The organism is Rhodococcus sp. IEGM 1354 (genome assembly GCF_030056855.1).
Lineage (GTDB): Bacteria > Actinomycetota > Actinomycetes > Mycobacteriales > Mycobacteriaceae > Rhodococcoides.
The window spans coordinates 402456-426442 of sequence record NZ_JASHKT010000004.1; the positions used below are offsets into that span (position 1 = coordinate 402456).

Below are 23987 nucleotides of genomic sequence, written 5' to 3' on the forward strand. Positions count from 1 at the left end.
CGGCTGATGCCGGCCGAGCACTCCACGAAAATTGATGTTCCCTCGGTGTTATCGCCCCTGTGGGAGCCCCGCAAACCTTGACGGCGCTGTCGCCCTGGTATCCAGAACGCTAGCTGCTACGACATCGATCGTGCACCCTTTGCATCATCGGGTATCCGAAGTCGGCCGCGTATCGCGGGAACGAAGCAATTGAGCGACCGAATCCAACACCCTGCTGGCCAGAAGAGCTTTCGAGCCCTCCCCCAGTGCGGACTCGGAGCCGTCGGACCCCAACAACCATCCGTCGTTGTGGTCGACCTCGAAGGCCTTGCCGTCACCCACCGCATTGACCACGAGCAGGTCGCAGCCTTTGCGTTCGAGCTTGGCTCGCGCGTACGTGAGTACGTCACCGTCGGCGTCGCCCGTCTCGGCGGCGAATCCGACGATCACGGTCGACGACCGAATATCTCCGCTGTGCCGGGCCGAAACCAGGCCGGCCAGGATGTCGTCGTTGCGGACGAGAGGAATCGACGACGGTTCGTTCGAGCCCTTCTTGATCTTGCTGCTCGCGATGGACTCGGGTCTGAAGTCGGCGACCGCAGCTGCCATCACCACCGCGTCGACGTCGGACGCATGCGAGTGCACTGCGTCCTGCATGTCCGACGCGGTCTTCACGTGGACCACATCGACCGCCGCGGGGGCCTCGAGGTCGCTGGTGTACCCGGCGATCAAGGTCACGTGCGCGCCGCGCTGAGCGGCGACTCGAGCCAACGCGTACCCCTGCTTCCCCGAGCTTCGATTCCCCAGAAAACGAACGGGGTCGAGGGGTTCACGCGTACCACCGGCCGAGATCAGTACCCGGCGCCCCTCGAGATCGCGCGGCATGGCGTCCACACGTTCGGTCAGCAGCATGGCCAGAGCGAAGATCTCCTCGGGCTCGGGCAGTCGGCCCGAACCGGTGTCGCGGCCGGTCAATCGGCCGGACGCAGGCTCGATCACCTGGGTACCGCGCGATCGGAGCGTGGTGACGTTCGCGACGGTGGCCGGGTGTTCCCACATTTCGGTGTGCATGGCCGGTGCCAATACGACAGGGCACCGAGCGGTCAGCAGCGTCGCCGTGAGCAGATCGTCCGCTCGCCCGCCCGCGATTCGAGCCATCAGGTCCGCAGTGGCCGGCGCGACGACGACCAGATCCGCCTCCTGCCCCAACCGGACGTGCGGAACCTCGGGCACATCGGCGAACACACCGGTGTGCACCGGTTGGCCGGACAATGCCTCGAATGTTGCGCGGCCGACGAATTCGAGTGCCGACGCAGTCGGAATCACTCGAACCTGATGGCCGTTCTCGGTGAATTTTCGGATCAGTGCGCAACTCTTGTAGGCGGCGATACCGCCGCCTACTCCGACGACCACATGCACGTCAGGTGTCCCCTGTCGGGTTCTTATTCGCCTTCGGTGTGCTCGAGGAGGTCTGCGTGGATCTCGCGAAGCGCGATGGACAGCGGCTTCTCCTGCAGACCGGGCTCGACCAGCGGGCCCACGTATTCGAGGATGCCGTCACCGAGCTGGTTGTAGTAGTCGTTGATCTGGCGTGCGCGCTTGGCTGCGTAGATGACGAGGGCGTACTTGGACGAGGTGCGCGCAAGCAATTCGTCGATGGGTGGATTGGTGATGCCGAGCGGCGTGTCGTAGGCCGGCAGAGCGCTGCGTCCGTCGAAGTCGGAAACGGCCGCTGAAGTGCTGCTCACTGATGATCTCCTGAAATTGCATCGTTGGTGCTACGAACTAGCTGGTCGGGGCCTCGTGCGCCGTGAAAATGGTCAGCTGTTACCGACCGACGACCTACCGACCAACAAGGATACCAACTGTTCGCACGAATGGTCGACATCGGTATTGACAACGACCGTGTCGAACTCGTCCTGTGCCGCCAATTCCACCCTCGCCGTTTCCAACCGACGCTGGGTCGCGGCGCTCTCCTCCGTCGCGCGACCGACCAGTCGAGACACCAGTTCTTCCCACGTCGGCGGTGCCATGAACACCAACAGAGCTTCCGGTTTGGACACCCGGACAGCACGAGCGCCGGCCAGATCGAGCTCGAGCAACACCGGGCTGCCGGCCTCCAGAGCCGCCTCCACTGCGGCCGCAGGAGTTCCGGACCGCTGCAGGCCGCCGTGGATACTCGCCCACTCCAACAGCTCACCGTCGGCAATCATCCGATCGAACTCCTCGGACGACACGAAGTGGTAGTCCTGACCGTCGACCTCGCCCGGCCGCGGCGATCGCGTCGTGACCGACACACTGAACACCAGCTCCGGTAGCGCCGCGCGCACGAGCCGAACGACACTGGACTTGCCGACGCCGGAGGGGCCGGACAGCACCACCAACCGGCCCCGCTTCTTCTCCGGCACGGACGTCGCCGCAGTGTCACTCACCGTCGTCAGGCCTCGAAATCGAACTTCGTCAACAGCGCTTTGCGCTGCCGATCCCCGAGTCCGCGCAGTCGACGGGTGGGCGCGATCTCCAACTCCGTCATCAGCTCCGCGGCCTTGACCTTGCCCACCTTCGGCAACGCCTCCAGCAATGCGGATACCTTCATCTTGCCGAGAATCTCGTCCGTCTCGGCGTCCTTGAGAACCTGCTTGAGGTCGGTGCCGCCGCGCTTGAGGCGCTCCTTGAGCTCTGCGCGGGCCTTGCGGGCGATAGCTGCCTTCTCGAGCGCAGCAGCGCGCTGCTCGGGGGTCAACTGGGGAAGGGCCACTGTCGGTTCCTCCGTCTTCTCGTTCGGGGCGAGCGACCGGTCCGATCAGGATCGGTACGCCGCTCATCGGTAGGTGCCTGCCGAGGACCATCCGTGCAGGGGTTCCCGGTCGACTCGCATTGTCGTCGGCAGCGTTAGCGACCGTACCGACGACGGGCGCTCACCGCTAACCCACCCCCACACGCTCGCCGACGCGACCATGGACTATGCGAGACCCGCTTCGATCTCGTCACGCAACTGCGTCGCCGCCGCACGCAACGCCGTCACCGACGGACCCGCCGCCAGCACACTCCGAGAGGAGTTCGGCAACAGCAGCTCTCGGCAATCACGGAAGATCTCTGCCAGATCGTTCACCGTGGCACCCTGGGCCCCCAAGCCGGGCGCGAGCACCGGCCCGCGGTAACCCGACAGATCGAGGCCGTGATCGCGGGTGGCCCCGACCACCAGGCCCACCGTGTCCGCATCGACACGGTTGCGCACAGCCGCCGCGTCGACGATCGACTGGGCAACGGACCCACCCGTCGACATCGACGCGCGCTGCAGCGCGGAGCCTTCCGGGTTCGACGTCCGGGCAAGGACGAACACACCGCGGTCGTGAGCGGCAGCTCGGTCGATCGCCGCTCCCAACGAATCGAACCCCAGATACGGCGACACCGTGACGGCATCGGACGACAACGGAGAACCCGGCTCGAGCCACGCCTGCGCGTACGCATCCATCGTCGTCCCGATGTCGCCGCGCTTGGCATCGGCGATCACCAACGTGCCTGCGTCCCGCAACACCCCGACGGTGCGCTCGAGAACCGCATAGCCGGCCGAACCGTACGACTCGAAGAACGCCACCTGAGGCTTGACGACAGCCACCTCACCGACGAACGCCTCCACACACAGCTCGGCGAACACCTCGAGACCGTCCGCCGAGCGCGGCAGGTCCCACGCCTCGAGCAGAGCCGGATGCGGATCGATGCCGACGCAGAGCCGACCGCGCGCGGCGACCGCTACCCGGAGCCGGTCCGACCAACTGTGGTGATGACTCACGGCAGAACCAGGCCTTCCTTCAGACCCGCATGCAGATCCTGCAGTGAACGAACACCGATTCCGCCGGCGATGGCAGCCTCGATGCCCTGCACTGCGGCCGACGCGCCCTGCACCGTGGTGATACACGGAATGTTCTGCGCCACAGCGGCACTACGAATCTCGTACCCGTCGACACGCGGTCCCGAGTTGCCGTACGGGGTATTGATGACCATGGCGATGTCGCCGGCCAGGATGCGGTCGACGATCGTCTGCTCGCCCTCCGGGACATCCTCGCCCGACTGCTTGTACACCTGCTCGCACTTGATTCCGTTGCGCCGCAATACATCTGCGGTTCCTTCGGTAGCCAGGATGTCGAACCCGAGATCGGCGAGTCGTTTCACCGGGAAGATCAACGACCGCTTGTCCTTGTTCGCCACCGACACGAATACTGCACCGCCGGCGGGCAGCGAACCGTATGCGGCGGTCTGACTCTTGGCGAAGGCAGTGCCGAAATCGAAGTCGATTCCCATCACCTCACCGGTGGACTTCATCTCCGGGCTGAGCAGTGTGTCGACGCCGGTTCCGTCTGCGCGGCGGAACCTGTTGAACGGCAACACCGCTTCCTTGACGGCGATAGGCGCACCCGCCGGGACGGTGCCACCGTCTCCGGTCTCGGGCAGGATTCCCGCAGTCCGAAGTTCGGCGATGCTCTCCCCCAACATCACTCGGGCGCAGGCCTTCGCCAGCTGCACGGCCGTCGCCTTGGACACGAACGGCACCGTCCGGCTGGCCCGAGGGTTGGCCTCGAGGACGTACAGGATGTCGTCCTTGAGGGCATACTGCACGTTCAGCAGGCCCTGAACACCGATTCCCTTCGCGAGGGCTTCGGTGGATCGCCGCACGTTCTCCAGGTCGGTCTTGCCGAGCGTGATCGGCGGCAGCGCACATGCGGAGTCGCCGGAGTGGATGCCGGCCTCTTCGATGTGTTCCATGATGCCGCCGATGTAGACCTCGGTGCCGTCGCACAGCGCGTCGACGTCGATCTCCACCGCATCTTCGAGGAAGCGGTCGACCAGCACCGGCCGGTCGTCGGAAATTTCCGTCGCATTGGAGATGTAGGTCGCCAAGGATGCCTCGTCGTACACGATCTCCATACCGCGTCCGCCCAGCACGTACGACGGGCGCACCAGCACCGGGTAACCGATTCCCGCCGCGATCTCGCGGGCCCCGTCGAACGTCGTTGCGGTGCCGTACTTGGCTGCCGGCAGTCCGGCTGCGTCCAGTACCTTGCCGAACTCACCGCGGTCCTCGGCGAGGTCGATGGCCTCGGGCGAGGTTCCGACGATGGGTACGCCTGCGGCTTTCAGTCGCTTCGCCAGACCGAGCGGGGTCTGTCCGCCCAGCTGCACGATGACTCCACGCACCGTGCCCGACGCCGCCTCTGCTCGATAGACCTCGAGCACGTCCTCGAACGTCAGCGGCTCGAAGTACAGGCGGTCGGCGGTGTCGTAGTCGGTGGAGACAGTCTCGGGGTTGCAGTTGACCATGACCGTCTCGTAGCCGGCCTCGGACAGCGTCAGCGCCGCGTGCACACAGCTGTAGTCGAATTCGATGCCCTGACCGATACGGTTGGGACCGGATCCGAGGATCAGGACCTTGGGCCGGTCCGGCTGCGGGGCCACCTCGGTCTCGGCTTCGGGGTCGAGCTCGTAGGTGCCGTAGTGGTACGGGGTCTTGGCCTCGAACTCCGCCGCACAGGTGTCGACGGTCTTGTAGACCGGGTGCACCCCGAGCTCGTCGCGCAGCGCCCGCACTCCGTCCTCACCGTCGAGTTCGGGGCGCAGAGCGGCGATCTGACGATCGGACAGACCGTGGTACTTGGCCTGTCGCAGCAGCGCCTCGTCGAATTCTGCGGCCTCGCGAACCTGGACGCCGAGTTCGTGGATCTGCTGGAACTGATCGAGGAACCACGGGTCGATCTTGGTCGCCTCGAAGAGCTGCTCGAGGGTGGCACCGAGAGCGAATGCCTTCTCGATCCCGTACATCCGACCGTCCTGCGGAACGGACAAGTCCTTCAGCAACGCGTCCAGACTTTCTGCCTCGACCTCGGGGCCGGTCCAGTAGCCCGCGCGCTTGGTTTCGAGCGAGCGCATCACCTTGCCGAAGGCCTCGGTGAAGTTGCGGCCGATGGACATCGCCTCGCCGACGGACTTCATCGTCGTGGTCAGCGTGCCGTCGGCACCGGGGAACTTCTCGAACGCGAATCGCGGTGCTTTGACAACAACGTAGTCCAGCGTCGGCTCGAAGCAGGCCGGCGTCTCCTTGGTGATGTCGTTGACGATCTCGTCGAGGGTGTACCCGATGGCCAGCTTGGCGGCCATCTTGGCGATCGGGTAGCCCGTGGCCTTGGACGCCAGAGCCGACGAGCGCGACACGCGGGGGTTCATCTCGATGACGACGAGGCGACCGTCCGCCGGATCCATCGCGAACTGGATGTTGCAGCCGCCGGTGTCGACGCCCACCTCACGCAGGATGTCGATGGAGAGGTCGCGCATCTTCTGGTACTCGCGGTCGGTCAGCGTCATGGCAGGCGCGACGGTCACCGAGTCACCGGTGTGCACGCCGACGGGGTCCACGTTCTCGATGGAACAGACGATGACCACGTTGTCGCGGCCGTCGCGCATGAGCTCGAGCTCGTATTCCTTCCATCCGAGGATCGACTCCTCGATGAGCACGTTCGCGGTCGGCGAGGCCGCCAGCCCGCCACCGGCGATCCGGGTGAGGTCCTCGTCGTTGTACGCCAGTCCCGATCCGAGACCACCCATCGTGAACGACGGCCGGACGACGACCGGGAAACCGAGCTCGGCGACGGTCTCGCGTACCTCGTCCATCGTGTAGCAGACGGCCGACTTGGCGGATTCTCCACCGACCTTGGCGACGATGTCCTTGAACTTCTGGCGATCCTCGCCGCGCTGGATCGCGTCGAAGTCGGCACCGATCAGTTCGACGCCGTACTTGGTGAGAATGCCCTGATCGTGCAGAGCGACAGCAGCATTGAGAGCCGTCTGTCCGCCCAGGGTCGCGAGCACGGCCTGGATGGGGTGGCCCTGCTCGGCCTCGCGAGCGAAGATCTTCTCGATGAACTCCGCGGTGATCGGCTCGACGTACGTCGCGTCGGCGAACTCCGGGTCGGTCATGATCGTGGCCGGGTTCGAGTTGACGAGGCTGACCCGCAGGCCTTCTTCGCGAAGCACTCGACACGCCTGGGTGCCGGAGTAGTCGAACTCGCAGGCCTGGCCGATGACGATCGGGCCGGATCCGATGACCAGGACGTGGTTCAGGTCTGTGCGGCGTGGCATTACTTCTTCTCCTGAAGGACGCTGGTGAAACGGTCGAAGAGGTAGGCGGCGTCGTGGGGACCGGCCGCGGCCTCGGGGTGGTACTGCACCGAGAAGGCGCTGCCGCCGATCAGCTCGACCCCTTCGACGGTGCCGTCGTTGGCGCAGGTGTGGCTGATGCGCGCCCGGCCGAAGTCGGTGTCGAACTCCTCGCCTGCTTCGCCTTCGAGTGCGAATCCGTGATTCTGCGCGGTGATCGCGATGCGACCGGTGGTGTGCTCGATCACCGGGATGTTCATGCCGCGGTGGCCGAACTTCATCTTGTAGGTGCCGCGGCCGAGTGCCCGCCCGAAGATCTGGTTGCCGAAGCAGATGCCGAACAGCGGCAGCTCACGTTCGAGCACCTGCCTGGTCAACGCGACACTGGTGTCTGCCGTGGCCGGGTCGCCCGGGCCGTTGGACAGGAAGACACCGTCCGGGTTCAGTTCGAGAACCTGCTCGATGCTGGTGTTCGACGGCACCACGTGCACGCGGATACCGCGCTCGGCGAACATCCGTGGAGTATTGGTCTTGATACCGAGATCGACTGCGACGACGGTGAATCGAGCATCGCCGGTCGGTTCGATGGTGTACCCAGCACCGGTGGTCACCTCGCCGGCGAGATCGGCACCGAGCATGGACTGCTGACCGACCACCTGCTCGAGCATCTCGTCCGAGGTGCCGAGTGCGTCGCCCGAGAACACTCCCGCTCGCATCGAGCCGCGGGTGCGCAGGTGGCGGACGAGAGCGCGCGTGTCGATTCCGGCGATGCCCACGACGTTCTGCGCCTCGAGCTGATCCTGCAGAGTTCCGGTCGAACGCCAACTCGAGGTGCGACGCGCTGGATCTCGGACGACGTAACCGGCGACCCAGATCTTGTTGGGATCCTGGGCACTGGCCGCCTCGCCGTCCTCCTGGTTCCAGCCGGTGTTGCCGATCTGCGGAGCCGTGGCCACCACGATCTGACGGTGGTAGCTCGGATCGGTGAGCGTCTCCTGGTATCCGGTCATACCGGTGCAGAAGACGGCTTCGCCGAGCGTGCGCCCCTGGGCCCCGAACGTGGTGCCGCGGAACGTCCGGCCGTCCTCCAGAACAAGAACTGCGCTGCTCACGCGGTTTCCTCCTTGGTTTCTCCGGTGAAACCCGCTGTCCACACCGGGTAGATCTGCTTGTCGTCGGCCCTGAAGCCGGTGTCTATCTCGGTCCCCGTCGGCAACTCCCACCGGATCACCAGGAGACCGTCCTTGGTCATGACCTTGCCTGCGAGTCCGCGCTCGGTACGGATCGCCCGGATCGATTCGTTCGGAATCCAGATGGGTGACTCGCCGTCCCGATCGAGGAGGATTCCCTTCTCGTGTCGTGACAGCTCGCCGGTGGCGCGGTGGCCGATGTCGCCCACGGCGATCCGGTCCTGCCAACTCGGCGCAATGGTGCTGCCGACGTAGAGCCCGGTGGCCGGCTGGATTCGGTTGCCACCCAGGTCGTCCGGCACGGCCGGGAACTCGCCGATGCGTCCTTCCTGACGCTTCTGACGCCCGCGCCAACCCCAGAAGATCAGCGCGATCATCAGCGCCCAGAACAGGATGAAGCCGATGACGATGAGAACTCTGTCCACGGCTCTACTCCCCTGCCCTGTTCGCCACGACTCCGTCGCGGACGGTGATACGTCCACGGAACACGGTCGTGGTCACCTTGGACGAGAAGCTCATGTCCTCGAACGGTGTGTTGTGTGCGACGCTGGCGAGCTTCTTGCCCGACACCGTCCAGTCGGCCTTCGGATCGACCAGCGTCAGGTTGGCGATCTCGCCCACCTCGATCGGACGGCCCTGATCGGCCAGGCCGACGATCTCGGCCGGACGTTCGCTCATGACCCTCGCCACACCGCGCCAGTCCAGCAGACCCGGGTTCACCATCGTGTCGACGACGATCGACAGCGCGGTCTCCAGTCCGAGCATCCCGGGCCGCGCGATGGAGAACTCACAGCATTTGTCCTGCTCGGCATGCGGTGCGTGATCGGTTGCCACACAATCGATCACGCCGTCGGCCAGACCCCTTCGCAACGCGTCCACGTCGGACTTCTCGCGCAACGGCGGGTTCACCTTGTTGACGGCGTCGTATGTCTCCAGACGCGAGTCGTCGAGGAGCAGGTGATGGGGCGTCACCTCGGCGGTGATCGAAATTCCCTGCCCCCGAGCCCATTTCAGCAGCTCGACGGTGCCGGCAGTGGAGGCATGGCAGATGTGCACCCGCGCATTCGCGTCCCGAGCGAGCAGGGCATCGCGCGCGACGATCGATTCCTCGGCGGCGCGGGGCCATCCGGTCAGACCGAGCCGAGCGGCGTTGGGACCCTCGTGAGCGACCGAACCGACGGTCAATCGCGGCTCTTCCGCATGCTGGGCGATCAACACTCCGAGCGAACTCGAGTACTCCAGTGCGCGACGCATGATGAGTGGGTCGTCGACGCAGTGGCCATCGTCGGAGAACATCTTGACCCGACCGACCCCGGCAGCCATCGTGGCCATCTCGGCGAGCTGCTTGCCGTCGAGCCCCACGGTGACGGCGCCGACGGGGTGCACGTCGACGAGCCCGACTTCCTGTCCGCGGCGCCACACATGGTCGGTCACGACGACCGAATCCGCGACCGGCGAGGTGTTGGCCATGGCGAACACGGCGGTGTACCCGCCCAGAGCGGCTGCGGCGGAGCCGGATTCGATGGTTTCGGTGTCTTCCCGCCCGGGCTCCCGCAGATGGGTGTGCATGTCGACGAAGCCGGGCAGCAGAACCTGGCCGCGCGCCTCGACCACGTCGGCGCCGTCGTCGTCGACGTCGGGCCCGATCTCGACGATCTCATCGCCAGTGATCAGGACGTTCGTTTCGGGGCCCTCGCCGTACAGCAGGACTCCACGCAGCAGTACCGACGGTGCCGGAGCGGTCATGATGCTCCCCCGTCCGAACCGACCAGCAATCGGAACAGGACCGCCATCCGCACGTGAACTCCATTCGTAACCTGTTGCAAGACTGCAGTTTTGGGTGAGTCGGCCACCGAGGACGCGATCTCCATACCGCGCAGCATCGGCCCCGGATGCAGCACCACGGCGTGCTCGGGCAGCAAGTCGAGTCGGCGCTGCGAAAGCCCGTACGTGATCGAGTACTCCCGCGCCGACGGAAAGAACCCGCCGTTCATTCGCTCGGCCTGCACCCGAAGCATCAACACCGCGTCCAACCCGGGTAGCTCGGCATCGATGTCGTGCGAGACCCGAACCGGCCAGCCCTCGACACCGACCGGCAGCAGAGTCGGCGGCGCTACCAGCACGACGTCGGCTCCGAGGGTGGACAGGAGAATCGCATTCGATCGCGCTACCCGGCTGTGCAGAACATCGCCGACGATCGCGATCCGGCGACCGGAGATATCGCCCAGGCGTTGCCGAACCGTCAGGGCATCGAGTAACGCCTGTGTGGGGTGCTCGTGGGTACCGTCGCCCGCATTGATGACCGCAGGACCGCCACCAGCCCCTTGGTCGGCGGTCCACCGGGCGATTTGGTGCGCGGCACCGGACGCAGGGTGCCGGACGATGAGTGCGTCGGCACCCGCCGCGCGCAGAGTCATCGCAGTGTCGCGGAGCGACTCCCCCTTGGATACCGACGAACTACTGGCGCTGACGTTGATCACATCAGCGCTCATCCATTTGCCCGCGACCTCGAACGACACCCGTGTTCGGGTGGAGTTCTCGAAGAAGACGGTCATGATCGTCCGGCCGCGCAACGTCGGCAGCTTCTTGACCTCGCGGCCGAGCAGCGCCTGCTCGAATCGCTCGGCTTCGTCGAGAAGTTCGGTGGCCGAGTCGACGGTGAGATCGGCGACCGAGAGAAGGTGTTTCATCGCGCCGATCCTCCCTCGGACAGGCTGACACCGTCGCGGCCGTCGTGTTCGGACAGCAGCACCGAGACGTCCTCGGTGCGCGCCGTGGGGACGTTCTTGCCCACGTAGTCGGCCCGGAGGGGAAGTTCGCGGTGGCCGCGATCGATCAGGACCGCGAGTTGGACGGCGCGAGGGCGTCCGAGATCGCGCAGCGCGTCGAGCGCCGAGCGGACGGTACGACCGGAGAACAGCACGTCGTCGACCAGAACGACCAGGGCATCGTCGACTCCGCCGGTCGGCACCGAGGTGCGTTCGAGTGGACGGTGCGGTTTGTTGCGCAGATCGTCGCGGTACAGGGTGATGTCGAGCGAGCCGAGCGGGGGCCGCACGCCAGAGAATGCCTCGATGCGTTCGGCGAGGCGCTCGGCCAGAGTGGTGCCGCGAGTGGGAATACCCAGCAGCACGACACGCGGCGAGTCGGAGGCGTCGAGCGCGGTCTTCTCGATGATCTGGTGAGCCATGCGAGAGATGGTCCGACCTACATCGGCCGCGGACAGCAGCTCACGGACGGCAGGATCGGCGGACGAACTTTCGGGCGCAGGCAAACTACGACCTCCTTCTCCGCCTCTCTGGACGGATCGTTAAAGGATGTCTGGAACTGGAACTCCGTAGAGCCTAGCAACGCTCTGCGAACGGGACTCACCAGGCTCGCAGAGCGTTCGGTCACACTGATGCAGACGAGCGTGTCACTGCTCTGAGTCGACCGTCGTATCCTCCGGGCCTGCGGCCTGGGGACGTGACGACACAGCAGCCGCCGCCGCGCGAACCTGCGGTGCCACGAGCACGATCTGGCCGAGTACACCGTTGACGAAGCCCGGCGAATCGTCGGTGGACAGCTGCTTGGCGAGCTCGACCGCCTCATCGACAGCAACGACCGGTGGGACGTCGGTGGCGTGGAAGAGCTCCCATACCGCGACCCGCAGGATTGCCCGATCGACTGCGGGCAGGCGGCCGATCGTCCAATCCTTGAGATGATCGGCGATCACGCCGTCGAGTCGGTCCAGGTTCTCCGCCACCCCCTCGACCAGCGTGGAGGTGTAGTCACTGACCGGTGCGATCGTGTCGTCGCCGCGGGCGAGCTCGATCCGTTCGCTGGTCAGATTCACCGGGTCGACGTTGCGCGCTTCTGCCTCGAACAGGAAATCCACGGCGCGCTTGCGGGCCTTGTGCCGCGCACCCAGCTTCTTCGCGCCGGGGACACCGTTCTGCGAACCGGAGGATGTCGACTTCTTCGATGACACGTTAGGAGTTCACACGCCCGAGGTAGTTGCCGTCCCGGGAGTCGACCTTGAGCTTGTCGCCGGTGTTGATGAACAACGGCACCGAGATCTCGGCTCCGGTCTCGAGCGTGGCCGGCTTGGTGCCACCGGTGGAGCGGTCTCCCTGCAGGCCGGGGTCGGTGTGCTTGACCTCGAGCTCGACGGTGACGGGAAGCTCGACGTACAGCGGGACGCCCTCGTGCATCGCGACCTGGACGCGAAGGTTCTCGAGCAGGAATCGCGCGCCGTCTCCGACGGTCGCCTCACCGATGGAGAGCTGGTCGTAGGTGTCTGCATCCATGAACACGTAGTCGCTACCGTCGTGGTAGAGGTACGTCATGTCGCGTCGGTCGACCGTTGCGGTCTCGACCTTCACACCGGCGTTGAACGTCTTGTCGACGACCTTGCCCGACAGCACGTTCTTGAGCTTGGTTCGCACGAACGCAGGCCCCTTACCGGGCTTGACGTGCTGGAATTCGATGATCGACCACAGCTGGTTCTCCAGGTTGAGAACCAGTCCGTTCTTGAAATCGCTGGTGGAAGCCACTTGCTTCGCGTCTCCTCAATCGTTTGTGCGCGTGACGCGCCGTCGGTCACGTGCGGGATTCGCTCCCGCCCGCGCGCTAGACGGACGTGAGTTCCTTGCTTGTCAGGGTGAGCAGTTCCGGACCCCCGTCGCGAACGACGAGTGTGTCCTCGATCCGAACGCCGCCGCGGCCGGAGAAGTAGACACCCGGTTCGACGGTGACCGCTGCACCGCTCAGCAGTGTACCGGTGCTCGACTTCGCGATTCCCGGCGCTTCGTGAATTTCGAGGCCGACTCCATGACCGAGCCCGTGCAGGAAGTACTCGCCGTACCCTGCCTCCTCGATCACCGACCGCGATGCTGCGTCGACCGAGGCGGTCTCGACACCGGGGGCCAACGCCTCTCGGCCTGCGGCCTGCGACCGCTGCACCAGTTCGTACAGCTCGCGCTGCCACTGTGCCGGCTCGCCGATGACGAACGTGCGCGTCATGTCCGAGTGGTACCCGGCCACCAGCGCGCCGAAGTCCAGCTTCACGAAATCCCCGTCGGCCAGGACGGCGTCGGTCGGCCGATGATGCGGCACCGCGGAGTTCGCCCCGGCGGCAACGATGGTCTCGAACGAGACGGCGTCGGCACCGTGATCGAGCATCAGCGATTCGAGCTGACGAGCCACCTCACGCTCGGTCCGGCCCGCGCGAATTCCACCGCCGCTCAGAAGCTCGGCGAGCGCATCGTCGGCGGCGCGGCACGCGTCTCGAAGCACCCCCACCTCGTACTCGTCCTTGACCATGCGCAGCGATTCCACGACTCCCGGCGCACGCACCAGCTCCAGGCCGCCGTCGAGCTCGGCCCACGCGCGATGGGCGTCGACCGTGACCACATGACTCTCGAAACCGACACGGGTGCCGCGGCCGGCCGTACCGGCACCGAGCAGATGCAGCGCCGACGCTCGGTCGATCTCTGCGCGCAAGTCGGGAACCTGCTCGGCGACCTGGGTGACGTAGCGGCCGTCGGTGCAGATCACTGTTCGCTCGTCACCGCCGGTCGAGACGAGCAGCGCGGCATTCGAGCCGGTGAACCCGGTCAGGTAGCGCACATTGAGCAGGTCGGTGATCAGAATCGAGTCGAGGCCGTCCTGGGTCAACAGCTCTCGCAGGGCACCGCGGCGGGCACCGAAATCAGCAGACATATTCCCGACATTACTGGTCGGCCGTCACCGGACCGGGAGCCTCGGCTGCGCCGCCCCCACAGCGAACCTGTGGGCCCCGACACACAATCGGCCACGTGCGGATATGCTGTGCCGCATGACTGGGTGGGCAGTGCGTGGCATAGGTATGGCTTTGATCAACGTCGTCGCTCGACTGCTGCTGGGGGCAGCGGTGTCGATGTGGCCCCTGAGCGGTTCGGCGCTGCGATGGGTGGCGTATGCCCTCGTCGTGCTCGTCATCGCCGTCTGGGCCGGCATCGACGGGATCCGCGACCGACGCAGGAACCCCGACCCGGACAAGGGCGAAGACCTGATGATGGTCTGGCTGAAGGCTGCTGTGGTCGGCGGACTGCTCGCCGGATTGCTCAGTTGGATCATCGATTTCTTCGTCGACTTCAGCCTGGGCCAGAACGGACTGATCTTCGAGCTGACCTCCGGCGCAGCGTTCACGATCCTGACGGTGTTCGTCGTCGCGAGCATCGCGATGTTCGTCGGCAGGCAGATCGTCAACCGCGAGGCGAAGAAGAAGTTGGCCACCTCCGACGCCGAGCGAGCACACGATCGCCAGCTGGTGAACGCGGGCTCGGCCGAGCGGGCGGACCAGGCGGGCATACGGTCGCAGGCCGAACCGCAATGGGCACCCGAGCACGGCGAGGCCGACACCGAGGTCTTCGCGGCTGTCGACGCCGAGGGCAAGCCCCGGATGGACAAGCGCGCCAATCGTCACGGGAGCGCCGACGGCTCCTGATCCACGCGGCACACGTCCAACGGGCGGTGGTCGATGCATCGGTGCATCGACCACCGCCCGTTGTGTGTTCAGAGTGTGTCGCAGGCGTACAACACCTGGTCTACAACATGATGGCGGAACCACCGGCCGCCGGAGCCTCGCGCCCCACAGCCGAGAAAGCCGCGACGAGCAGAGCCGGGTCCGGGCCCTCGAGTCGACCGGGCTTGGCCAATCCGTCCAGGACGACGAATCGAAGCAGGCCTGCGCGGTTCTTCTTGTCCGTCTGCATTCCCTTGAGCAGGTCCGCGAACGCGTGCTCGTCGTAGGTCACCGGCAGACCGACCGATTCGAGAATCGCCCGATGGCGGTCCGCGGTCGCGTCGTCGAGCCGGCCCGCCAGACGACCGAGCTCGGCGGCGAACACGAGCCCGACCGACACCGCAGCTCCGTGCCGCCAGCGATACTGCTCGCGTCGCTCGATGGCGTGGGCGAGGGTGTGCCCGTAGTTCAGGATCTCCCGTAGATTCGATTCCCGCAGATCGGCGGCCACGACCCTGGCCTTGACTTCCACGGACCGTCTGATGAGCTCCGGCAGTACGTCGCCGGTCGGATCGAGCGCCGCCGCGGGGTCTGCTTCGATGATGTCCAGAATCACCGGGTCGGCGATGAAGCCGGTCTTGATGACCTCTGCCAGGCCCGACACGATCTCGTTCTTCGGCACTGTCTCGAGTGTCGCGAGGTCGACCAGCACCGCGGCCGGTTCGTGGAACGAGCCGACCAGGTTCTTGCCGGCGTCGGTGTTGATTCCGGTCTTTCCACCGACCGCGGCGTCGACCATGGCCAGCAGGGTCGTCGGAACGTGGACGATTCGAACGCCGCGCATCCACGTCGCCGCAACGAAACCTGCGAGATCGGTGGCCGCGCCGCCGCCGAGCGAGACGATGGCGTCACTTCTGGTCAGGCCGATGCGTCCCAGCACCTCCCAGCAGAATCCGGCGACCGCGAGGTCCTTGCCGTCCTCGGCGTCCGGAATTTCGATGCGGTGTGCATCGATCCCCTTGTCCGCCAATGCTGCTCGCACTGCTTCGGCTGTCTCGGCCAGGGGTGGCTGATGGAAGATCGCGACCGTCGCGGTACCGGCGAGCTGGTCGACGAGGTCCGTCAACAGGCCTCGGCCGATGATCACCGGGTACGGGTTGGCACTCTCGACCTGGACGCGTACGGGCTCTGTCATCGAATCACCTTCATCTACTGGGGGTTTCGTCGTTCACTTCGCGAACGGGCACCGGTGCGAGAGCAGTGAGCTTGGCCACCAACTGATTCACGACTCGGGCCGGACTACGACTGTCCGTCCGCACTCGCACGGTGGCAACCGAGCGATAGAGGGGGCGGCGGTGACGCATCAATTCCTGGTACTTGGCGCGCGGGTCCGGGCCCGCGAGCAGCGGCCGAGACGTGTTGGCTCCCGTTCGCCGAAGCCCCTCCGACACACTGATTTCCAGATAGACCACAGTGTGCGCGGCGAGCAACTTTCGGGTTGCAGCCGACAACACGGCTCCGCCACCGAGGGAAAGAATGCCCTTGTGCGAGGCCAGAGCATCGGCGACGATCCGCTCTTCGATCTCGCGAAATGCAGGCTCACCGTCATGCGAGAAGATATCCGCAATGGTTCGCCCGGTTTTTCGTTCGATGGCCACGTCGGTATCGAACAGATCCAGATTCAACGCCTGGGCCAGTCGCCGTCCGATGGTCGATTTTCCTGCACCCGGCGGTCCGACGAGGACCGCGTACGGGCTCATCGCGGAGGTCGGGCGGCGGTGCCCTTCACGTAGTGGTCGACGTTGCTCGTCGTCTCCGCCAGCGAATCCCCACCGAACTTCTCCAACGCTGCCTGCGCGAGCACGAGGGCAACCATCGTCTCTGCCACGACTCCGGCGGCCGGAACAGCGCACACGTCCGAGCGCTGGTGGATGGCAACCGCCTCGTCACCGGTCGACATGTCCACCGTCGACAGGGCGCGGGGAACCGTGGAGATGGGCTTCATCGCGGCACGCACGCGCAGAGCCTCACCGTTGGTCATTCCACCTTCGATACCGCCCGCACGGTTCGTCGAGCGGAGAACTCCGTCGGGCCCCGGCTTGATCTCGTCGTGTGCGACACTGCCGCGTCGACGTGCGGTCTCGAAACCGTCGCCCACCTCGACACCCTTGATCGCCTGGATGCCCATCAGCGCGGCCGCCAGTCTGGCGTCGAGCTTGCGTTCACCCGAGACGAACGAGCCGAGGCCGACCGGCAGTCCGTGCACGACGACCTCCACGATGCCGCCGAGGGTGTCGCCGTCTTTTTTGGCGGCTTCGATCTCGGCGATCATGGACTCCTCGGCGGCCTTGTCGAAGGCCCGCACCGGAGACTCGTCGATGGCATCGATGTCCGCGCCGGCGGGCGGCGGGCCGACGTAGGGATCGGAGGCACCGATGGAGATGACGTGCGAGACGACGTCGATACCGAACGCCTGCTTCAAGAACAGCCGCGCGACCGTTCCGATCGCCACTCGCGCCGCGGTCTCACGCGCACTGGCACGCTCGAGCACCGGACGTGCGTCGTCGAAGCCGTACTTGAGCATCCCGGAGAAGTCGGCATGCCCGGGTCGTGGTCGAGTCAGTGGAGAGTTGCGGGCCAGATCGGCGAGGACGGCCTCGTCGACGGGGTCGGCCGACATCACCTGTTCCCACTTCGGCCATTCGGTATTACCGACCTCGATCGCCACCGGCCCGCCCATGGTCCGGCCGTGTCGAACGCCGCCCGTGAGGGTCACCTTGTCCGCCTCGAACTTCATGCGAGCACCGCGGCCGTAACCGAGACGGCGGCGAGCGAGTTGGCGAGCAATGTCGTCCGAGGTCACCTCGACTCCCGCGACCATTCCTTCGAGGATGGCGACGAGAGCAGGTCCGTGGGATTCTCCGGCAGTTATCCAGCGCAGCACTCGAACATCTTTTCACGCCGTGGCCGCCGCAACTGCCAGCAGGGTGGCCGCGCACATCGACGGCCCGTGCGCGATGCGCGCACGGGGGTATCCGCAGGCCGCCGCGATCGACCCCACCACGGCTGTGGCCACCGGCGCCGTCAACCCCGCGACGGTCCACCCGGCTGTACCGCCCAGGCACGCGATGGAACCCACAGACCAGGCGAGCTTGACGTCACCCGCGCCGAACGCCCTCGGCGCACCGAGATGAACCACGAGGTAGATGCCGAACAGCAGCGCGCCGCCCAGCAGAGCCCGAGCCGAACCCGTCGCCACCAGCACTGCCGGAACCACGATGGCGCCGGGGACGGTCAACACGTTCGGTAGCCGGCGACACCCCAGGTCGGCGGCGATCAACGCTGCGAACCACCACGTCAGCAAGCACCAGGTGATCAGCCCCCACGAAGCGACATGCGGGCTGTCCCCGGACCTCCACCACGCCCACGCGGATCCGAGGACACACAGAGCCGGTAGAAAACGCGGCTCCCACCGACGCAACGCGACGCGCAGCACCACTCCGGTGAGAGCACCGACCACGACGGCGACACACAGACTCCACATGGTCGAAGCGTCGCACCGAGACGAATCGAGTTGCGCGCACAATCGAGGTCACGAACAGACCTGTGGACAACCGTCGCCCTGTGCACAACCTGAACTCTGTGCACAGCCGATACCCGACGGGCGCAGATCGAGGCCCGCTCGCCGGTCGACCACAGACGCGACTACCGAACGACGCCGAGCGCCTCTCGCATGGCCGATCGGGGTGCCGGCATACCGGTGAATTGCTCCACCTGCCCGTAGGCCTGGTTGAGCAGCATCGACAGCCCACTGATGACGGTTCCGCCGGCGTCGTCGACCGAAGCGGCGAGTGCGGTCGGCCAGGGGTCGTAGATCGCATCGAGTACGACGGTTGCTCGGCCGAGTGACGCGGCGAAGGGGGCAATCCCGGCTGCGGGGACGGTGCTGACCAACACGGCCGACGCCGCTGCGACGTCGGCGAGTCCGGGATCTGTCAACTGTACGAAGCCGGCGCGCAACCCCGCGGCCACCGCGCAGTCGAGAGTCCCTGTTGCGCGATCGGCGGATCGTGCGACCACCGTGACCGACGCCGCACCCAACGAGGCAAGGGCCACGATCGCCGGTCTGGACGTACCGCCCGCACCCACCACCGTCACGGCGGCACCGGTCAGATCGTCGATTCCAGCATCTCGCAGTGCGCCGACGACGCCGTCCACGTCCGTGCAGTCCGCTCGCCATCCCGAGGCTGTCCGCACGAGAGTGTTGGCCGACCCGGCCAGGACGGCGCGTTCGGTACGTTCCGATGCGTACGACAGCGCGGCGACTTTGCCGGGCATCGTCACCGATACGCCGACCCAATCGGGCCCGAAACCGTCGACCAGTCCGGGAAGTTGCTCGGCAGTGCACTCGATGCGGTCGTAGGTCCACTCGTCGAGGCCGAGGACGCGGTAGGCCGCCCGATGGAGCACCGGTGACTTCGAGTGCTCGATCGGGCTGCCCAGTACGGCGGCACGCACGTCAGCGGCCGCTGTCGAGGAAGCCGGCTTCCACCTTGCCGATGTTGGCCAGGTGCTCGTCGTAGCTGCGGGTGAACAACGTCTCCCCGGCCTGGTTGATGGTCACGAAGTACAGCCAGTCTCCGTCGGCCGGCATCTCGACGGCCTGTACCGCACCGATGCTCGGGGACGAGATCGGAGTGGCGGGCAGCCCTTCGCTGGCATAGGTGTTCCAGGGCGTCACCGTGGCGCGATCGGCGTCGGTGGTGGCCACCTCGGTGGTGTCGAGCGAGTAGTTGACCGTCGAGTCGAATTCGAGCTTCTGCGGCACCGCGAGACGGTTGAGGATCACCCGCGCCACTTTGCTGAAGTCCTGCGGCAGGGATTCACGCTCCACCAGCGAGGCCGCGACGAGTGTGTCGTACGGGGTCAGTCCGGAGTTGCTGCCCGCGGTGAGGATTCCGGTGTCCTCGTACCGGGTTGCGCTCTCGGACACCAATTGCTTCAGGATGTCCGCGGGTGCGGCGCTGGGATCGAAGTCCCACGTTCCGGCGGCGATCAGACCTTCGAGCTGCCGGTCTCGGTCCGGCACTCCCTCGACGCGGTCGGTTGCCCACTGCGGCACTCCCAGGCCTGCCGGATCGTCGACCGCTCCTGCTGCATTGAGATCGTCGTAACTGATGCACGTCGGACTGCCGCTGCCGGTCCGATCCACACAGCTGGCCTCGGAGATCAGGGTGTAGATCCCCTTCTTGACCGAACCGGTGTTCACGTCTCTCGCATCGTGGAGTTGACGCCCCTCCGAGATGACCATGTTTCCCACCCGCGAGGCAGGATCCACCAGCTCCTCGACCGCACGGGAGGCCGGAACACCGCTGGTGAGCAGGTAGAAGCCCGGCTGGACCGACGTGATCGCATTGTTCTGCAGCGCAGCTTCGAGGAACGCTCCGGAACTCGCCACCACGCCCTTGTCCGCAGCCTCGGTACCGATCTGCTGAGCGGTGTCGTTGGGATGGACCTGAATCACGACTCCGTCACCGGACGACCCGGCCGTGAAATCCTCGTTCGGTGTCGTTCGATTCCCGAACTTGTTCATCGCGAAGTACCCCCCTCCTGCCACGGCGACGACCAACAGCAGCCCGAGAACCAGGGCGACGACTCGGCCACGACGCTTCCGGCTGGAGGCAGCGCGTTCCCTGCGACCGGCGGCGCGGCTGCGGCCCACGGCCTGCGGCATCGCACCTGCATCCGGATCGACTGCCGGGCCGCCGGCAGCCTCGCGGTCCGCGCGACGGGTGCCCTGTGTATGCGGTTCACTGCGTTGCGGCGGCCGGGACCGATTCATACTCCGGTGGAACTCGCTGCCCTCGTCCACGCGATACCCGATCGGATCGGTGTGGGCCTCGTCCGGGGCCACCCGCCGTCGACCCCGATCATCGGACCCATGGTTGCTCACTCGTCGACCTCCGTCGATCCTGAATTCGTCGTTGCCCGGTGCGCCACGGCCCGTCGTTCGTCGAGCCAACCCTGCAGTATTGCTACCGCGGCGGCCTGGTCGATCACCGATCGCTGATCCTTCGCGCGTACACCACTCTCCCGTAGCGCACGCGACGCGCTTACCGTAGTCAGTCGCTCGTCGGCCATACGAATCGGCACATCGCCCAACCGCCTGTGCAGGGAACGGCCGAATCTCTCCGCCGCGTCGACCGCACTTCCACGTTCACCGCGCAATGTCCGAGGCAGTCCGATGACGACCTCGACAGCCTCGTACTCGGCAATGATCTCCGCGACTCGGACGACGTCCGGCGCATCGGGTCCCTTGATCTTGGACCGCGGCACCGTTTCGACGGGCGTCGCGAGGACGCCGTCGGGGTCGGACGACGCGATGCCGATACGAACGCTTCCGACATCGATGCCGATGCGTCGGCCGCGGCCCGGATCGTCGACACCGGGTCGATCGGGGCCTCGCCCCTGAGTCGGCACGATCGTCAGTGGGTGGTGAGTTCGGTCAATCGCGCCCGAGCGGCGTCGATACCTGCGGCGATGCCCGCGACATCCGAACCCGATCCCTGGGCGAATTCGGGCTTGCCACCACCTCGGCCACCGATGCTCGGACCGAACGATGCGACCAGCTCGCCGGCCGCGATTCCGGTCTCCTGGGCGGCCTTGTTCACCGAGACCACGAACGGGACCTTGCCACCGACCGTGCCGAACAGCACGACCACGGCCGGATCCGTCCCGAGTCGGCCGCGGATGTCGGTGGCCAGCGTGCGCAGGTCGTTGCCGCCGACGCCGTCGGGTGCCTGCGCGACGACTGCTCGCACGTCACCGAACCGTTCGGCCTTACCGACGTACTCTCCCGCCGAGGCCAGTACGGCCGCGGCCTTGACCGACTCCAGTTCCTTCTCGGCAACCCGAAGCCGCTCGACCAGATTCTCGATGCGCGCCGGCACCTCCTCGGACGGGACCTTCAACGACGACGCGACGCCGGCCAGCAGCGCGCGTTCCTTCGCCAGGTAGCGGTACGAGTCGAGGCCGACGAATGCTTCGACGCGGCGTACTCCCGAGCCGACCGAGGATTCGCCGAGGATGGTGACCGGACCGATCTGCGACGAGTGTTGGACGTGAGTACCACCGCACAGTTCCATCGAGAACGGCCCGCCGATCTCGACCACGCGGACCTCGTCGCCGTAGTTCTCGCCGAACAGCGCCATGGCCCCCATCTTCTTGGCGCTGTCGAGGTCGGTGACCAGGGTGTTGACTTCGTAGTCCGAGCCGACCGCATCGTTGGCGACATTCTCGATGTCGTCGCGCTGAGCCTCGGACAACGCGCCCTGCCAGGAGAAGTCGAAGCGCAGGTACCCCGGCTTGTTCAGCGAGCCTGCCTGCGTCGCATTGGGTCCGAGCACCTGGCGCAGTGCGGCGTGCACCATGTGCGTGCCCGAGTGTCCTTGGGTGGCGCCCTTGCGCCAGGCGTGGTCGACGTCGACATGCACGGTGTCGCCCTCGGTGATCTGGCCGGCATCGACCACGGACTTGTGGGTCCACACCTTCTTGGCGATCTTCTGCACATCGTTGACCTTGACGGTCAGGCCGGGTGCGGTGATGGTGCCGATGTCGGCGATCTGACCACCGGATTCCGCGTACAGCGGGCTGCGGTCGAGAATGATCTCCACGCTCTCGCCGGCGACCGCGGTCGGAACCCGAACGCCGTTGGAGATCAACGCGAGAACCGTTGCCTCAGAACCGAGTTCGTCGAACCCGGTGAACTCGGTCGGCGAACCGTCGACGAAATCCTTGTAGACGGTGAGGTCGGCGTGCGCGTGCTTGCGCGCGCGGGCGTCCTCCTTGGCGCGAGTGCGTTGCTCGGCCATCAACGAGCGGAATCCGTCTTCGTCCACGGACAGTCCGGCCTCGGCGGCCATCTCGAGCGTCAGGTCGATCGGGAACCCGTACGTGTCGTGCAGAGCGAAGGCTTCGGCACCGCCGATCTTCTTCGCGCCCGACGCCTTGACGGCCTCCGCGGCACCCTCGAACAGCCGCGAGCCCGAGGTCAGGGTCTTGAGGAACGCGGTCTCCTCCCCCACTGCGACGGTGAGGATGCGATCGAAGTCGGTGACCAGGTTCGGGTACGACTCGGCCATGGTGTCGCGGACGACGGTGATGAACTGCGCCATCGTCTCGTCGGGTGCACCGAGGAGTCGCGCGGACCGAACGATGCGGCGCAGCAGACGCCGCAGCACGTAGCCGCGGCCGTCGTTGCCGGGATTGACTCCATCGGAGATCAGCATTGCAGCGGTGCGCGCGTGGTCGGCGATGACGCGGAAACGGACGTCGTCGTCGTGGTTACTGCCGTAGGTCCGACCCGACAGCTCCTCTGCCTTGGCGATGACCGGCCGCACGAGATCGGTCTCGTACACGTTGTCGACGCCTTGGAGCAGGAATGCCACGCGCTCGACGCCCATGCCGGTGTCGATGTTCTTCTTCGGCAGTGGGCCGAGGATCTCGAAATCGTCCTTGCTGATGCCTTGGCCGCGTTCGTTCTGCATGAAGACGAGGTTCCAGATTTCGATGTACCGGTCCTCGTCGGCTTCGGGGCCGCCTTCGGCACCGAACTCGGGGCCTCGGTCGTAGTAGATCTCCGAGCAGGGCCCACAGGGTCCGGGGATTCCCATGGACCAGTAGTTGTCGGCCATTCCACGACGCTGGATTCGTTCGTCGGGCAGACCGGCGATCTCCTTCCACAGCTCGATCGCCTCGTCGTCGTCGAGGTAGGCCGTGGCCCAGATCCGCTCGGGATCGAACCCGTACCCGCCGTCTTCGACGCTGTCGGTCAGCAGGGTCCAGGCATGCTTGATCGCGTCGCGCTTGAAGTAATCGCCGAACGAGAAGTTTCCGGCCATCTGGAAGAACGTGTTGTGCCGAGTGGTGATACCGACGTTCTCGATGTCGAGGGTGCGCACGCACTTCTGGACGCTCGTCGCCGTCTTGTACGGCGGTGTCTGCTGCCCGAGGAAGAACGGCACGAAGGGAACCATGCCGGCGTTGACGAACAGCAGGTTCGGATCGTCGAGGATCAACGACGCACTGGGTACTTCGGTGTGTCCCGCCTTCACGAAATGGTCGAGGAAACGCCTGCGGATCTCATGGGTCTGCACTGATACAGGTTAGCGTCCGAGACCCTG

At 66.0% G+C, this 23987-nt stretch carries 23 protein-coding genes; 1 reads left to right on the top strand and 22 read right to left on the bottom strand.

The features are described 5' to 3' along the window. Positions 1-144 precede the first annotated feature (144 nt). From coaBC to QM588_RS11530, 14 genes are all read right to left on the bottom strand, one after another. Positions 145-1398: a bifunctional phosphopantothenoylcysteine decarboxylase/phosphopantothenate--cysteine ligase CoaBC gene (coaBC, locus tag QM588_RS11465; RefSeq protein WP_283313351.1), complete on the bottom strand. Its 1254-nt coding sequence runs from the start codon at positions 1396-1398 to the stop codon at positions 145-147. Between the two features lie 23 nt (positions 1399-1421). After that, on the bottom strand, positions 1422-1727 hold the full coding sequence (rpoZ, locus tag QM588_RS11470) for a DNA-directed RNA polymerase subunit omega (protein ID WP_008716576.1): 306 nt from the start codon (positions 1725-1727) through the stop codon (positions 1422-1424). 72 nt (positions 1728-1799) lie between these two features. After that, on the bottom strand, positions 1800-2411 hold the full coding sequence (gene gmk / locus QM588_RS11475; RefSeq protein ID WP_283313353.1) for a guanylate kinase: 612 nt from the start codon (positions 2409-2411) through the stop codon (positions 1800-1802). Between the two features lie 5 nt (positions 2412-2416). Continuing rightward, positions 2417-2737, bottom strand: a complete 321-nt coding sequence (gene mihF, locus QM588_RS11480) for an integration host factor, actinobacterial type (RefSeq protein WP_027496987.1) — start codon at positions 2735-2737, stop codon at positions 2417-2419. 204 nt (positions 2738-2941) lie between these two features. Then, positions 2942-3772: an orotidine-5'-phosphate decarboxylase gene (gene pyrF, locus QM588_RS11485; protein ID WP_283313355.1), complete on the bottom strand. Its 831-nt coding sequence runs from the start codon at positions 3770-3772 to the stop codon at positions 2942-2944. Then, positions 3769-7110, bottom strand: coding sequence for a carbamoyl-phosphate synthase large subunit (gene carB / locus QM588_RS11490; RefSeq protein WP_032365742.1), 3342 nt, complete (start codon positions 7108-7110; stop codon positions 3769-3771). Before carB ends, pyrF begins: the two co-directional genes overlap by 4 nt. Beyond that, complete coding sequence (carA, locus tag QM588_RS11495; RefSeq protein ID WP_167329110.1) at positions 7110-8240, bottom strand: glutamine-hydrolyzing carbamoyl-phosphate synthase small subunit; 1131 nt, start codon at positions 8238-8240, stop codon at positions 7110-7112. The genes carB and carA overlap by 1 nt, the downstream gene beginning before the upstream one ends. Then, a complete protein-coding gene (locus QM588_RS11500) occupies positions 8237-8743 on the bottom strand; it encodes a PH-like domain-containing protein (RefSeq protein WP_283313358.1) in 507 nt (168 codons plus the stop codon). Before QM588_RS11500 ends, carA begins: the two co-directional genes overlap by 4 nt. Positions 8744-8747: 4 nt before the next feature. Next, the gene (locus QM588_RS11505; RefSeq protein ID WP_283313359.1) at positions 8748-10064 is read right to left on the bottom strand and encodes a dihydroorotase; all 1317 of its coding nucleotides are present in this window, start codon (positions 10062-10064) and stop codon (positions 8748-8750) included. Continuing rightward, on the bottom strand, positions 10061-11008 hold the full coding sequence (locus QM588_RS11510) for an aspartate carbamoyltransferase catalytic subunit (RefSeq protein WP_283313361.1): 948 nt from the start codon (positions 11006-11008) through the stop codon (positions 10061-10063). The genes QM588_RS11505 and QM588_RS11510 overlap by 4 nt, the downstream gene beginning before the upstream one ends. Further along, positions 11005-11592 (bottom strand): bifunctional pyr operon transcriptional regulator/uracil phosphoribosyltransferase PyrR, encoded by a 588-nt coding sequence (gene pyrR, locus QM588_RS11515; protein WP_283313363.1) that lies wholly within the window; start codon positions 11590-11592, stop codon positions 11005-11007. Before pyrR ends, QM588_RS11510 begins: the two co-directional genes overlap by 4 nt. A 141-nt stretch (positions 11593-11733) precedes the next feature. Beyond that, positions 11734-12288: a transcription antitermination factor NusB gene (nusB, locus tag QM588_RS11520; protein ID WP_283313365.1), complete on the bottom strand. Its 555-nt coding sequence runs from the start codon at positions 12286-12288 to the stop codon at positions 11734-11736. Position 12289: 1 nt separating this feature from the next. Further along, positions 12290-12853 carry an elongation factor P gene (efp, locus tag QM588_RS11525; RefSeq protein ID WP_027496978.1) on the bottom strand — a complete coding sequence of 188 codons (564 nt, stop codon included), beginning with the start codon at positions 12851-12853 and terminating at the stop codon, positions 12290-12292. Positions 12854-12929: 76 nt separating this feature from the next. Continuing rightward, entirely contained in the window at positions 12930-14021 is a 1092-nt protein-coding gene (locus QM588_RS11530) for a M24 family metallopeptidase (RefSeq protein ID WP_283313368.1), read from the bottom strand. Between the two features lie 115 nt (positions 14022-14136). On the opposite strand from QM588_RS11530, the gene QM588_RS11535 reads away from it, so the two are divergent. Continuing rightward, the gene (locus tag QM588_RS11535) at positions 14137-14787 is read left to right on the top strand and encodes a B-4DMT family transporter (RefSeq protein ID WP_283313369.1); all 651 of its coding nucleotides are present in this window, start codon (positions 14137-14139) and stop codon (positions 14785-14787) included. 100 nt (positions 14788-14887) lie between these two features. Here QM588_RS11535 and aroB read toward each other — a convergent pair whose 3' ends face one another. The 8 genes from aroB to alaS form a co-directional block, all read right to left on the bottom strand. Continuing rightward, positions 14888-16000, bottom strand: coding sequence for a 3-dehydroquinate synthase (aroB, locus tag QM588_RS11540; RefSeq protein ID WP_283313370.1), 1113 nt, complete (start codon positions 15998-16000; stop codon positions 14888-14890). Between the two features lie 10 nt (positions 16001-16010). Continuing rightward, positions 16011-16565 carry a shikimate kinase gene (locus tag QM588_RS11545; RefSeq protein ID WP_283313371.1) on the bottom strand — a complete coding sequence of 185 codons (555 nt, stop codon included), beginning with the start codon at positions 16563-16565 and terminating at the stop codon, positions 16011-16013. After that, positions 16562-17749: a chorismate synthase gene (gene aroC / locus QM588_RS11550; RefSeq protein WP_027496973.1), complete on the bottom strand. Its 1188-nt coding sequence runs from the start codon at positions 17747-17749 to the stop codon at positions 16562-16564. The genes QM588_RS11545 and aroC overlap by 4 nt, the downstream gene beginning before the upstream one ends. Before the next feature lie 12 nt (positions 17750-17761). Further along, the gene (locus QM588_RS11555) at positions 17762-18349 is read right to left on the bottom strand and encodes a prepilin peptidase (protein WP_283313375.1); all 588 of its coding nucleotides are present in this window, start codon (positions 18347-18349) and stop codon (positions 17762-17764) included. A 161-nt stretch (positions 18350-18510) separates the two neighbouring features. Further along, positions 18511-19323 carry a shikimate dehydrogenase gene (locus tag QM588_RS11560; RefSeq protein ID WP_283313376.1) on the bottom strand — a complete coding sequence of 271 codons (813 nt, stop codon included), beginning with the start codon at positions 19321-19323 and terminating at the stop codon, positions 18511-18513. A 1-nt stretch (position 19324) separates the two neighbouring features. Then, positions 19325-20758 carry an endolytic transglycosylase MltG gene (locus QM588_RS11565; RefSeq protein WP_283313377.1) on the bottom strand — a complete coding sequence of 478 codons (1434 nt, stop codon included), beginning with the start codon at positions 20756-20758 and terminating at the stop codon, positions 19325-19327. After that, on the bottom strand, positions 20755-21288 hold the full coding sequence (gene ruvX, locus QM588_RS11570; RefSeq protein ID WP_283313568.1) for a Holliday junction resolvase RuvX: 534 nt from the start codon (positions 21286-21288) through the stop codon (positions 20755-20757). Before ruvX ends, QM588_RS11565 begins: the two co-directional genes overlap by 4 nt. Before the next feature lie 2 nt (positions 21289-21290). Next, the gene (gene alaS / locus QM588_RS11575) at positions 21291-23960 is read right to left on the bottom strand and encodes an alanine--tRNA ligase (protein ID WP_283313378.1); all 2670 of its coding nucleotides are present in this window, start codon (positions 23958-23960) and stop codon (positions 21291-21293) included. Between the last annotated feature and the right edge of the window lie 27 nt (positions 23961-23987).

What these genes read in the sequence shown, in the direction of transcription:
- QM588_RS11530 (WP_283313368.1), bottom strand. Translation starts at nt 14,021, where the DNA reads ATGTCTGCTGATTTCGGTGCCCGCCGCGGTGCCCTGCGAGAGCTGTTG.
- QM588_RS11545 (WP_283313371.1), bottom strand. Translation starts at nt 16,565, where the DNA reads ATGAGCCCGTACGCGGTCCTCGTCGGACCGCCGGGTGCAGGAAAATCG.
- QM588_RS11535 (WP_283313369.1), top strand. Translation starts at nt 14,137, where the DNA reads ATGACTGGGTGGGCAGTGCGTGGCATAGGTATGGCTTTGATCAACGTC.
- carB (WP_032365742.1), bottom strand. Translation starts at nt 7,110, where the DNA reads ATGCCACGCCGCACAGACCTGAACCACGTCCTGGTCATCGGATCCGGC.
- QM588_RS11510 (WP_283313361.1), bottom strand. Translation starts at nt 11,008, where the DNA reads ATGAAACACCTTCTCTCGGTCGCCGATCTCACCGTCGACTCGGCCACC.
- QM588_RS11555 (WP_283313375.1), bottom strand. Translation starts at nt 18,349, where the DNA reads ATGTGGAGTCTGTGTGTCGCCGTCGTGGTCGGTGCTCTCACCGGAGTG.
- QM588_RS11505 (WP_283313359.1), bottom strand. Translation starts at nt 10,064, where the DNA reads ATGACCGCTCCGGCACCGTCGGTACTGCTGCGTGGAGTCCTGCTGTAC.
- aroB (WP_283313370.1), bottom strand. Translation starts at nt 16,000, where the DNA reads ATGACAGAGCCCGTACGCGTCCAGGTCGAGAGTGCCAACCCGTACCCG.